6 protein-coding genes are annotated in these 12,556 nt (G+C 64.0%); 2 read left to right on the top strand and 4 right to left on the bottom strand.

Annotated features, from left to right (window positions below; all coding sequences use genetic code 11):
* Window positions 1-106: 106 nt before the first annotated feature.
* Entirely contained in the window at window positions 107-3,412 is a 3,306-nt protein-coding gene (locus AAG612_RS06175) for a TonB-dependent receptor (RefSeq protein WP_342508287.1), read from the bottom strand.
* Window positions 3,413-3,649: 237 nt separating this feature from the next.
* On the opposite strand from AAG612_RS06175, the gene AAG612_RS06170 reads away from it, so the two are divergent.
* Window positions 3,650-5,161, top strand: coding sequence for a tryptophan halogenase family protein (locus tag AAG612_RS06170; RefSeq protein WP_342508285.1), 1,512 nt, complete (start codon window positions 3,650-3,652; stop codon window positions 5,159-5,161).
* Window positions 5,162-5,192: 31 nt separating this feature from the next.
* Here the strand turns inward: AAG612_RS06170 and AAG612_RS06165 are convergent, their stop codons facing one another.
* The 3 genes from AAG612_RS06165 to AAG612_RS06155 all read right to left on the bottom strand — a co-directional run bounded on the left by AAG612_RS06165 (window position 5,193) and on the right by AAG612_RS06155 (window position 10,419).
* Entirely contained in the window at window positions 5,193-6,740 is a 1,548-nt protein-coding gene (locus AAG612_RS06165) for a C69 family dipeptidase (RefSeq protein WP_342508283.1), read from the bottom strand.
* Between the two features lie 111 nt (window positions 6,741-6,851).
* Window positions 6,852-9,707: a TonB-dependent receptor domain-containing protein gene (locus AAG612_RS06160; protein WP_342508281.1), complete on the bottom strand. Its 2,856-nt coding sequence runs from the start codon at window positions 9,705-9,707 to the stop codon at window positions 6,852-6,854.
* A 238-nt stretch (window positions 9,708-9,945) separates the two neighbouring features.
* Window positions 9,946-10,419 carry an Lrp/AsnC family transcriptional regulator gene (locus AAG612_RS06155; RefSeq protein WP_342508278.1) on the bottom strand — a complete coding sequence of 158 codons (474 nt, stop codon included), beginning with the start codon at window positions 10,417-10,419 and terminating at the stop codon, window positions 9,946-9,948.
* Between the two features lie 139 nt (window positions 10,420-10,558).
* On the opposite strand from AAG612_RS06155, the gene AAG612_RS06150 reads away from it, so the two are divergent.
* Window positions 10,559-12,553, top strand: coding sequence for an isoaspartyl peptidase/L-asparaginase (locus AAG612_RS06150; protein WP_342508276.1), 1,995 nt, complete (start codon window positions 10,559-10,561; stop codon window positions 12,551-12,553).
* Window positions 12,554-12,556: the final 3 nt, after the last annotated feature.

The raw sequence follows: 12,556 nt of genomic DNA, 5'->3' as shown, positions 1-12,556 counted from the left end.
TGCGAACGATTGTCCGCGATGCCTGACCGATGTTCGGCCACATAAGAAACGGGCCCACGCCTGCTGGCAAGGGCCCGCTTCCCATTGTTCTGCACAGCGCGCTAGCTCAGAACTTGAAGCGCGCGATGAAGGTGTAGCGACGGTCGTTGCGGAACGCCGATCGGGTGACCCGCGTGCCGTCGAAATCGATCACCTGCGAAGTCTTGGTCACTTCGTCGAGCAGGTTCACGCCCTGGACGCCCAGTTTCAGGAACTCGGTCACATCGTAGAAGATCGATGCGTCGAGTTGTCCGGTCGATTCTTGGAAGATCGGCGAGAACGGGAAGATGTCGTCGCGCGGGGTGAGCAGGAACTCGGACCGCCAGTTATAGGCGGCGCGTGCGGCGAACGGCCCCTTCTCGTAGAAGAGCGTCGCGTTGATCGTGTGCTCGGAAATCCCTCGCAAGGGCTGATCGCCGACGAAAGGGCCGCCGTTCAGAGGCCTGAACGCTGCCGCGACGGACGGCGAACCGATGCCGGAAATGTCCGGGTTGGAGAAGTCGCCACCATCGAGATAGGTGTAGGTCAACTGACTACCAAACCCGCTGAGCAGGCCCGGCAGGAAGTCGTAGGTCTGCTGATAGGCGATTTCGAAACCCTTCAGCTTCCCGCTCAGGTCGTTGGCAGGGCCGGTAATGATGACATCCTGCGACCCGCCGGCGGCGGTCGGGAAGGTTACCAGCCCGGTGCCGGTCGTTTCGATTCCCGTGATGTCCTTCAGGAATACTGCCCCCGTCAGCGATCCGACCCGGTCGAAGTACCATTCGACCGAGAGGTCGTAGTTCCAGGATTCGGTCGGCAGAATATTGCGGTTGCCGGTCGACAGCGACAGCAGCGGGCCATCGTCCACCCGTCCGCTGAAGCCGAATACGCCGCCTGCGCTGAAGCGGTTGAGATCGGGCCGCGATATCCCCTTGGACACCGCCCCCCGGATCACCACACCCGTTCCGCTGTCGAGCCGAAGGTTGAGCGCCGGGAGCCAGTGATCGAAGGTTATGTCGCGATTGTCGCGAATGACTTCGCCGGTAAAAAGCGATGCATATTCGGCAAGCCGCGCGCCGCTCAGCTGGCAATAGAGAACCTGCGGAGCATAGCCGCCCGGAACGTTGGGATCGACCGCAGGGCACGACCCGGTGATTTCGCTGGGTTGAACGACTCCGTCGCCATTGCCCCCACCGATCTGCACACCGTTTTCGATGATGGGATCGTCGAACTGCGCGGGATCGGGAAAGGCGACGAGCGCATCGGTCTCTACCGTGGTGCCGACGTAGCGCACGCCGATATTGCCCGCAAAAGACCACCCGCTGTCGAAATCGCGACCGAAATCGAGCCGGGCATAGGCCGCTTCGGTGATTTCGCCGACGGCGGAAACTTCCGCAGGGCAGAAGGGATCGCATTCGACGACCGTGCCATCGAGCAGGGTGCGAGTGCGACCGTTGACGCCGAGATTGAAGCGTTCCGGCGATTGGCCGAACGTGGTCAGCTCGTCCCACTGTTCGTCGGTGATACCGGCGAGGTATTCAGCCAGGAAGTCGTCGCCGCCGAAGAAATAAGCCCCGCCACCGGGGATCGGGGTGCCCGCAGCGCCGCGCTGGAAACCATTGCCGAAGGGCGTGCGATATTGGGAGTATCCGGGAAATTCGTCGACATAGGCGCCGCCTGCGATCGCGGATTCCTGGCCGGGAAGGCCGGTATAGAAGCGGCCGGGGATGAACCCGTTGCCGAAGGGCCCGGGGCCGTTGGCGAAGCAGCCCGGTCCTTCGCCCCAGGGTGCACAGCCCGCACGGCCCGCCCACGGGGCGGAGAGGTTGCCCCAGGTGCTGAAATTGGTGTTCCGCGTCGTCCGGTCGCGGGCTGCCCAGCGGGCACCGAACTTGGCCTGCCGGAAGAAGCCATCATCGCTGAGGTCATATTCGAAATCGCCAGCGATGCTCATCAGATCGCCATCGTTACGCTCGCGGCTATCGAGGCCGAACCAGTAATAGGTGTAGAATCCGCTGGAGAAGTAATCGTCTGGCGAGCCTTCGGGCGCGAGGAACCGGACATTGGGTGTGTCGCCGCTCAGGTCGAGATCGATGTCGGCCCAGGTGCTCGTCGCGCCAAACACGGAGTCGCGGGTGAGCTGCGAACTGACGTACTGCATGTCGACCGAGCCGCGGAAGCGATCGGAAAACTCCATGTCGGCATTGAAGGAGATGTCCTCCGTGACGCTGTTCGTGTCGCGCAGGAAGCGCAGGGCGTCGAGCGGGATGCCACCACGGCCGAAGGGGTTTGCGTAGGCGTCGCCCACATTGTCGGTCAGGATGCCGCTGACGAACCGGCCATCCTCGTCGTAGGTGAAGCTGGTGCCGGGGCGCGCCTCGGGCGAGGCGACCCCATCGTCCATGCGGCCGAGCAGTGCGAACTCCTCGGTGAAGAAGCTCGTTTCCGAACGCAGATATTCGAGCGTCATGCGTAGGCGGCCGTCGTAGGATTCGAACTGCCCGATTGCGGAGATCGCCTCGCGGTCGCGGTCCAGATCGGTCGTGCGAACGCCTGCATATTGGGGCACGATCACCGAACCGGGCGGCGGGAATTCATCGCGCGTGTAATTGGGGTCGGCACCGAAGCCGCCCGAATTCACGTCGAAGACGCGCAGGCATCCTCCACTGAGGTCGGCGTTGCGGTAGCAGGGGTCGGCAACCTGCGAGGCGTCGGTCCGGCTCTTGAGCGAGGAATTGGAGTAGGAAAGCTGCAATCCGAACGTGCCGAAATCGCCTTCGAAGGTGTCCGAAGCGAGGATGTTGAACGTCGGCGACCACTCTTCGCGCAGGTCGCCGTAGTTGCCCTCGATCGAGCCGGCGATATTGAGCCCCGGATTGTCCAGCGGCTTGCGCGTGACCAGGTTCACCAGACCGGCGATCTGACCTTCGATCATGTCTGCGGTGGCGTTCTTGTAGACCTCGACCCGGCCGACGAGTTCGGGCGAGACGTCCTCGAAGCTCAGGCTACGACCGCCATTGGCCGAGAAGATGTCGCGTCCGTTTAGTTCCGAACGCACATAGGGGAGGCCGCGAATGATCACGCCCGTGCCTTCGACCGAGAAGCGGTCGGGGTCGGAGGTCTTCTCGAAGCGGCCGATATTGACGCCCGGCACGCGCTGGAGCGCCTCCGCCACCGAACGGTCGGGGAGGGCGCCGATATCTTCGGCGGTAATCGCATCGACTACGGTATCGGCGTTGCGCTTCACGTTCTGCGCATTTTCGAGCGAGGCGCGGAACCCCGAGACGACGATGACCGCGCCATCGCCAGCGGCAGCACTGTCATCGATCTCGCTGTCGGGCTCTTCTTCGGCCTCATCGGCGCTCTGCGCCAGCGCCGGCTGAGCCACCATCGCCAATGCAAGGCAGGATGCGGTTGCGAGCGTACGGGCGCGCTGCGTGCACAGCGACGGAAGTGTCGATGAAAAGTTCAATGTTTCCTCCCCAGGATATGTTCTCGCCGGTTTTTATCCGACTCGTTGATTGACGCCATATCGGCAATTGTGAGCGTTCACAAGTTGAAATGAACGTTCACATCCGCGTCACCGATGCTATCGACATTTCCACGGAGTGGTGGGAGGAATGCCTTAATGGCTATCGAGAATATCGTGATCGTCGGCGGCGGAACGGCGGGCTGGATGACGGCAGCGGCGCTTTCCCGCCTGTCGGAAAGCCGCAAGGTTTCGATCACCCTGGTCGAATCCGAACAGATCGGCACGGTCGGGGTGGGCGAGGCGACGATCCCGCCGATGGTCGAGTTCAACCAGCTGCTGGGCATCGACGAGCGCGAGATGATGGCCGCCACGCAGGCGACCTTCAAGCTGGGCATTCAGTTCGCCAACTGGGGCAAGCGGGGCGACAACTATCTCCATCCCTTCGGGTCCTATGGCTATCACATGGGCGGCATCGCCTTCCATCAGGTGTGGCACCGCGCGCGCCAGGAGGGGGAGCGTCGCCCGCTGCAGGTCTTCAATCTCGAAACGATCGCCGCTTTTTTCGGCAAGTTCTCGCGCACCCAGGATTATCAGCGCGACGACCTGCCGACCATGAACTATGCCTATCATCTCGATGCGACCGCCTATGCGCGGTTCCTGCGCGGCTATGCCGAAAAGCGCGGCGTGACGCGGCGCGAGGGCAGGGTGGGCGACACGACCCTCGATCCCGAGAGCGGCGATGTCGTTTCGGTGACGATGGAAGACGGCGCGCAGATCGCGGGCGACCTGTTCATCGATTGCTCGGGCTTTCGCGGACTGCTGATCGAACAGGCGCTGGAAACCGGATACGAGGACTGGCGCCACTACCTGCCCTGCGATCGCGCGGTGGCGCTTCCCTGCGGACGAGACGATGGCAGCGGGCCTCCGCCGTTCACCAAGGCCATCGCGCACAGCGCGGGCTGGCAGTGGCAGGTGCCGCTGCAGCGGCGCAACGGCAATGGGCATGTCTATTGCAGCGAATACATGGCGGATGACGAGGCGCTCGACATCCTGCTCGGCAATCTTGCGGGCAAGCCACAGGCGGAGCCCAACTGGCTGCGCTTCGTTACCGGTCGCCGCAAGAAGTTCTGGAACCGGAACGTCGTCGCGCTGGGGCTGGCGGCGGGCTTCATGGAGCCGCTCGAATCGACCTCCATCCATATGATCAATTCGGGGATTAACCGATTGATCGCGATCCTGTCGCTCGACGGAGTCACGCAGGCGCAGCAGGACGCGTACAACCGGCTGACCGACAAGGAATACCGCCGCATCCGCGACTTCCTCGTGCTGCACTACAACGCCACCACGCGCGACGATTCCGAATTCTGGAATTACGTCCGCACGATGGATGTGCCCGAAACGCTGACCGAGAAGATCGATCTGTTCAAGGCGAACGGCCAAATCTTCCGCGAAGAGGACGAGCTGTTCAACGAAACCAGCTGGGCCGCGGTGATGATGGGGCAGGGGATCGAGATGGGGGGCTGCAGCCCGATCGCCGCCGCCATGAAAGTGTCGGACATGAAGGGCGAATTCGACGAGATGGAAAGGTCCATCCGCTTCCTCGTCAACCACATGCCGGGCCACGCCGAGTACCTCGCCCGCTACTGCCCGGCACCAGCGGCCGGTTAAGCTACGCGGCCCGCGCTAGCCGTGTATCCGCTTAGTCGCGGACGTTCGCGGCTTCGGGGACATCGGGATCGCCATCCGCGAGACAGTTCACCGTCGGGTCGAAAGTGTTGATCGCGCTGCCTTGCGGGGCCCGCCGGCCGCTCACCAGCCGCGTATAGGCGTCGAGCGCGTCGGCCATCGTGTCGCCCATGTCGAGCGCAGCGAGGGCGCGCGTTCCCGCGTAGTGGGTAAGCAGTGCGCGCGCTGCCTCCCGGTCGCCGCTCGCGATCATCGTACGCGCCGTGCGCTCGATCCACGACAGGTCGCCCCGCGTCTCCTGCTCGAACGCGGTCAGCATCTTCGTGACCGGCGGCAGCAGTTCGTCCGGCGCGGAGCAAGCCGAATACATGACCCGCTTGAAGGTGCGCCCCGCGAAACGCGTCGCCTCCTGCATCTGGTAGTCGGGATTGAGGAAGGTCGCCGCAGAATCCTTGGTCAGGTAACGATGCTGCGCATATTCCATCGGCACGTCTTCGACGCCGAGCCACCAGACGTTGAACGGCGCGGCGACCGATCCGGTCGGCGCGTTCCAGACGCGGATCAGGTCCGGGTCCGAAAGATCGCTGCGCAGGCTGACCAGCTGGCCATAACCGCTGTCATCGTCGACCACGCGCGGGTCGCGCACCCGCTCCAACAGGTCGGCCTCGCTCACCGGAGCCATCGCGCGCGTCGCGGCCTCCATCGCGGCGGGCGACATCAGCTTGATGCCCGGATCGCGATAGTCGCGGATGCTCTGGTCACCGTAGACGTGCTGAACGTTGAAAGGCTTGCCCGCCGCGGGATCGAACCAGCCCTGCGCGACCGCAAAGGAGATGAAGTTGTCCGAGGCGAGGTAATCGGGATTGTCGTCCAGATCGGTCGGGATTTCCCCAATCCCGCCGGGATAGAGTACGCGCACATCGTCGCCACCCAGCCGCTCGGCCACCCACAGGCCCTGGCCGCCTGCGAATTCCCACACGACCCAGCCTTCGTTCGGATCGGCGATCAGGTGCGTGTTGCCGCCATAGGTCGCAAAACCATGCTTCGCGATCAGGTCGCCGATGATCTCCACGCCTTCGCGCGCGGTGCGGGCCCGCTCCATCACGATGCGGGCAAGGTCGGAGTATTGGAGACCACGCTGCGGGCGCGGCGTCATGTCGACCAGTTCCTGTCGGCTGGGTGCCCAGATGTCGCGCACCGCCACCTGGTGCTCGTTGACGCCGCCATTGGTCAGCGGCGGAGGGAAGCCTTCGAAGTCGGTGTAGGCCATCTGCATGTAGCGGAAGGTGTGCGCTACCTGCGGGATTTCGATCAGCTCCCCCGGGATCACCGCATCGCCGGTCACCCCGACCGTGATCGTCGCATCGGCGGGGTGGTCTTTCGCAGGTACGATCTCGAGCCAGTGGCTCGACACCTCCTCACCCGTGCCGCCGACCATGACGCTGCCGTCTTCGGTCAGATCCTTGCCGACATAATAGGCGTAGCTCGCCTGCGCGGTGGTGGTGGCAACCAGCGCGGTGCAGGCGAAAGCGATGGATACTGCGCGCAAGAGGGAAGGCAAGAAACGGGGCTCCTTCAGCATGGGGAGCCCCGCTTCTCTCGCCTGGGACGCGAGGGGTCAATTGCGCTAGCCGTCAGAGCGCGTCTCCGCCGCTCGTTTCCTGGCCGTTCATCAGAACCACAAGCTTGCCGAGAAATAGAACTCGCGGCCAACGCTGTCGTACCAGGCGGTGTTGTAATAGGGGTAGCTGGCGTGGGTCGGGTCATTCGGCGGATTGCTGTCGAGCAGGTTGTTGATCCAGAAGTTGAGCCGGATGTTGTCGGTCGCCCAGTACTGGGTCGAAAGATTGTACCAGACGGTGCCGGGAATGCGGCCATCCCAGTTCCAGTTGGTCAATTCGCCCGTGTAGAGCCCGGTCAGCGACACCTTGAACTTGTCGGTGCTCAGCGTGGCCCAGGCCTTGCCCTTTTCCTTCGCCACGCCGTAGCCCTGCGAGACGTCGAACTTGTCGATCACCGGATCGCCCGGATATTGCAGCAGCGTGTGGTTCAGCACGTAGGTGAACGATCCGCCGAGCGAGAGATCCCAGACATCGTCGATCGAGAACGAACCGTCCGCCGCGAAGTCGAGCCCGTCGGTGATCTGCTGCGCGGTGTTCACCGGCAGAACATCGATCAGGCGAATATCGCCCGCCAACGGACCGCTGTCGTAGCGCGTCACCCGCGCCAGTGCATCCTGACAGGTAGGGGAGTTCACATCGACCGCTGAGCCGTCGAAAGTGGTCCCCAGTCGGCAGGCCGCCTCGTCGCGCAGGAGAAGGTCGGTGCTCAGGTTGAGCACTTCGTCGTTCAGCTCGACCCGGAAATAGTCGGCCGAGAACTGCCAGCGCGAGCTGGGTGCCCAGACGATCCCGGCGGTGATGGATTCGGCGGTTTCGGGCAGCAGATCGGGGTTGCCCCCGCGGCGCCCGACGAAGCGCGACCAGTCGGAGTAGGTACAGTCGGTCGGGCTGGCCGAAGGATCATTGGTGCGGCAGGTGTAGTAGTCCGCGCCCGAGGAATTGACCGTCCCCTGACCACGATAGACGTAGTGCAGGTCCGGCGCGCGGAAGCCGGTGCCGATCGCACCGCGCAGCAGCAGCGTATCGGTCGGGCGCAGTTCGGCGCCCAGATTGTAGGTGAACTCGCCGAAATCATTGTCCGCATATTTGTAGCGGTCGTACCGTCCGGCACCGGTCAGCTGGAAGAACTCGAACAGCGGAACGCGAACCTCCGCGCCCGCGCCCCAGTGATCGCGTGTGCCTTCGCCGTCGGAGTCCTGGATGCCGACGTAGTATTGTTCGAGCGCCCTTGGGTCCGGATTGATCTCGTAACCCGAATTGCCGATTTCGGCGACCGCGGCGAAGCCGACCGGACCGGCAGGCAGCTGGAACAGCTCACCCGTGCTGACGGTCGCCTGCAGATTGTTGACCCAGGTTTTGGGATTATAGACCGTGTCGGCCGAGATGCTGGCATATTCCTCTGGGGTCAGCGCAGTGAACAGCCGCGTGGGATCGGCGTCGAAGCGCTGATAGCCGCTGGTATTGCCCGGATCGTCCACCGGCTGGCCGAGGAAAAAGTCGTTGGCGGCGTCGATCACGATCTCGGGCCACGAGATGCGCGAGCGATACTCGGCGTGATTGTAATAGGCTTCGTAGTTCCATTCCCCGCCGATGCCGGGTTCGAAGGTCCCCTTGATGCCCGGCGTGATGTTGAACGTGTACGAGCGCGCCTTGATCATCGAGTTTTCGAACCCGCCGGTTTCCTCCGGCGTGAAAATCCGCTGCCAGTAATCGAGCCCGTCGTCCCAATACGAATTGGTAACGTCGATGTTGTCGGGATTGTAGAACAGGCCCGATTCATCCCCGTCGGGTGCCTGATAATACCAGGTCTTGAAGCCGTTCAGCACCTGCCGTTCGACATAGCCGAACTGCGCGTCGAGGAAGAGGTCGACCCTGTCGCTGAGCTCGTAACCCGACGAGCTGTAAAGGTTGAACTGGTCCCAGCCCGATGTAATCGCGCCGTAGCCCCAGGCTTCCTGACTGCCGCAGAAGTACCCCGGCGTGGTGGCATAGCTCGGATATTCGAAGCCGTAGCCCTCGCGGCTGGCGTAATAGGTCGAGCCCTGATTGAGGGAGGAGAGCGAGTCGCACGTCGCCTGGCCCGGATCGATGTAATAACCGTCGGAATCGGTCCGCAGGAAATTGCGATAGGCGAGGTTCGAGGTCGGGCTGTCGAGGCCCGAGTCCTGGATGTCGCGCTCGAACCCGAAGAGTTGTTCCTGATGGCTGTATTGCGCCCCGATCAGGGTGTAGAACCGGTCGCTCTCGAAGCCCGTCGAACCCGAGATCTTGTAAGATTCTCCCCCACCACGGCCCGTCAGCCCGACCCGCGCATCGAGACGCGTCTGGGTCGCCTCTTCGCTGAGCTTGAAATTGACCACGCCCGAAATCGCGTCGGACCCGTAAATGGCGGAAGCCGCGCCGCTCAGGACTTCGACGGAATCGATGAAACCGGCAGGGATGCTCGAAATGTCGGCGACGTTGCTGTTGCCGCCATAGGGCATCGGGAAGTTTGCGATCCGGCGCCCGTTGACCAGCACCAGCGTGTGGTTGGGGCCGAGGCCGCGCAAATCGACCTGCTGCGCACCGGGGGTAAAGGTGTTCGCGCCATAGTCCTGCGTCGACTGCGTATCGCCATTGTTCTGGGGGAGCGACGCGAGAATTTCGGGAACGTCGGCATAGCCTTGCTCCTGAATATCTTCCGCGGTGATCGTCACCACCGGGGCGGGGCCCTCTTGTTCGATCCGCGGAATTCGCGAACCGACCACCACGATCGCCTGGCCTTCAGGCGGGGCGGCATCTTCGGCCTCGACGAGCGTTTCGTCGTCCGCGCCGACCTGGCTGGCTGGCGGGGCGTCCTGCGCGGCGGCGGCGGTAGCCAGCAGGCTGGTGCCGGCCAGCGCAATGGCGGTTGAGAAACGGCGCATAGAAATATCCCCCTGTCGGGCGCGGGGCGCCCGTGACCATGATGCTTCGCCCGAACCGGCGTCCCTCCCGTCCCCCACCACAAGGTGGAGCGGCCTCTCCTGCGGTCGAACGCCCTCGTGGGGCATTCGCGATGCGGAGTTGCTTGTTCGCAAACTATATCGCGCCGATGATGGCGCTTCGGGCGAATTCGGCCTTTTGGGCGACAAAATCTGTCGTTTCGGCACCAAAAAATGCAAATCACAGTTCCGGATGGACCGGGAGCGGGCCGTGAGTCTTTACCGCGTTCATGATCACACAGGTCTTGAAGGTCTTGATCGGGTGGCGGTCGTAGAAGAAGTCGCGGGTGAACTCGTCATACTCGTCCATGTCGCGCGCCACGACCGTCAGGATGAAGTCGGCATCGCCGGTGATGTAATAGCCGTTGGTCACCTGCGGCGTGTTGCGGATATCCTGCTTGAACCGGTCGATCACTCCGCGATCCTCGCGGTCGAGGGTCACCATCACGAGCGCCATGATGTTGTAGCCGAGCGAGCGGGGAGAGACGAGTGCCGCCTCGCGCTCGATGATCCCGTCCGCGCGCAATCGCTTGAGCCGCTTTAGCGCAGCGGTGGGCGAAAGACCGCATGCTGCGCCCAGCTGGTCCGCAGTCAGGTGGGTGTCGGCCTGAACAGCCTCCAGCAGGCGGGCATCCGCCGCATCGATTTTCCGCATCATGGTCTCCTAAGGTATCCGTGCGACAAAATTCGTCGCATTCGGCTATCAAACGTCCGGATATGGTCCATCCTATCTGCGAAATTGTAATCGGTCGAATCGTCAGCGGGGGTGGCGATTGCGAGGCGAGGATTTCGCCATGCGCCAGTTCCCCCGTAAGCCGGACGACCGCTATTGGAGGGTCGAGTTCATGTTTCCCAAGCCACTTCTCGCCGCCATGCTCGCCGCGTTATCGCTGCTGCCGGGTATCGCCCATGCGCAGGCGGCCGAGGGCTATGCCTATTATGAGACAGGCGATATCGACGCGCCCGCGCCGCGTGCGCCGTCGCTGGGGCTGCTGCTGATCGGCGGGTCGGAATGGAGCGAGCCGGCCTGGCGCTGGTTTGCGGGCAAGACGGGGGGCGGCCATCTGGTGATCCTGCGCGCCTCGCAGGACGGCAGCGACGGCGAGTGGCTGATGAAGCACATTGGCGGGCTGGCTTCGGTGCAGACGCTCGTGTTTTCAAACCGTGAGGCGGCCTTCGACCCGCGCGTGGCGGACATCCTTGCCAATGCCGATGGTATCTTCATCGCTGGCGGCGACCAGTCGAAATACGTCCGGTTCTGGAAAGGCACGCCTGTCGCCGAGGCGCTGAATGCGCACGTCGCGGCCGGGCGCCCGCTCGGCGGCACCAGCGCCGGTCTCGCGATCCTTGGCGGCACCGGATACGGCGCAATGGCGCCAGCGGCGGTGGACTCGCCCGAGGCGCTGGCCGACCCCAAGGGCGCAAAGGTGACGCTGGTCAGCGATTTCCTCGCCACGCCATTCCTCGCGAATGTCATCACCGACACGCATTTCAGCGAGCGCGAGCGGCTCGGCCGGCTCGTCGCCTTCGTGGCGCAGGCGCGGGCCGCGGGTAACGCAGATGCAATCGGCCTCGGGATCGACGAGGATACCGCACTCGCGGTCGAAGCGGACGGCAGCGCGCGGCTTTACACCACCAGCGGCGGGCATGCCTGGCTGGTCCGTCCGCTTGGCGTGCCGGAATTCCAAGACGATGGCGCGCTCGACTGGGCGTCGGTCGAGCTGACCGGGATCGGCCCGCAAAGCCGCGTCGACCTTGCCAGGATGAGCGTTGCCAATCCGGCCTTCGCCGGCACTGCCCGGGTCGAGGCGGGGCAGCTGCGCGATGTTCCCATGCCGCCGGAGCGGCGCGAGTGGTCGCTCGCGATCCACGGCGGTTCGGGCGTGATCGAGCGCGGCGATATCACGCCGGAGATGGAAGCGGCCTATCGCGCCAGCCTGCAGGCGGCGCTGGCAGCAGGCTCCGAAGTGCTCGAAAACGGCGGCTCCAGCCTCGATGCGGTCGAAGCGACGCTGCGTATCCTGGAAGACGATCCGCTGTTCAACGCGGGGCGCGGCGCGGTCTTCGATGCCGAGGGACGCAACCAGCTCGATGCATCGATCATGGACGGCAAAACGCTTAATGCAGGCGCCGTGGCAGGGGTCAGCAGCACCAAGCACCCGGTTACACTGGCCCGCGCGGTCATGTCCAATTCGCGCCACGTCCTCCTGTCGGGCGAAGGCGCAGACCAGTTCGCGCGCGAACAGGGCGTGGAACAGGTCGACCCGGCCTGGTTCCGCACCGAGCATCGCTGGCGGCAGATCGAGGAATGGCGCAAGGACAATCTTTCCGCGCTCGCGCTCGATCCCACGCATCGCTTCGGCACGGTCGGGGCGGTGGCGCTCGACAGGGACGGGAACCTTGCGGCTGCAACCTCTACCGGCGGCCTGACCGGCAAGCGTTGGGGCCGGATCGGCGATTCCCCGATCATCGGCGCGGGCACCTATGCCGCAAACGGCAAGTGCGCGGTTTCGGGCACCGGGACGGGCGAATACTTCATCCGCGAGAACGCCGGACGCCAGGTATGCGACCGGATCGCGTGGAACGGACAGAGCATCGCGCAGGCAGCCGACGACACCATCGCGTCGATCGGCGCGCTGGGCGGCGACGGCGGGCTGATCGCGATGGACGCGATGGGGCGGATTGCCTTCGCCATGAATACCGAAGGAATGTACCGGGGCGCGGCGAGCAGCGACCACCCGGCTGAAGAGGCGATCTACGCCGACGAAACGCTGACGAACGAGGACTGATCA

The organism is Citromicrobium bathyomarinum (assembly GCF_038594605.1).
GTDB classification, from domain to species: Bacteria; Pseudomonadota; Alphaproteobacteria; order Sphingomonadales; family Sphingomonadaceae; genus Alteriqipengyuania; species Alteriqipengyuania bathyomarina_B.
The sequence above is the reverse complement of the archived record's forward strand: the minus strand, read 5'-3'. Positions and strand labels throughout refer to the sequence as shown.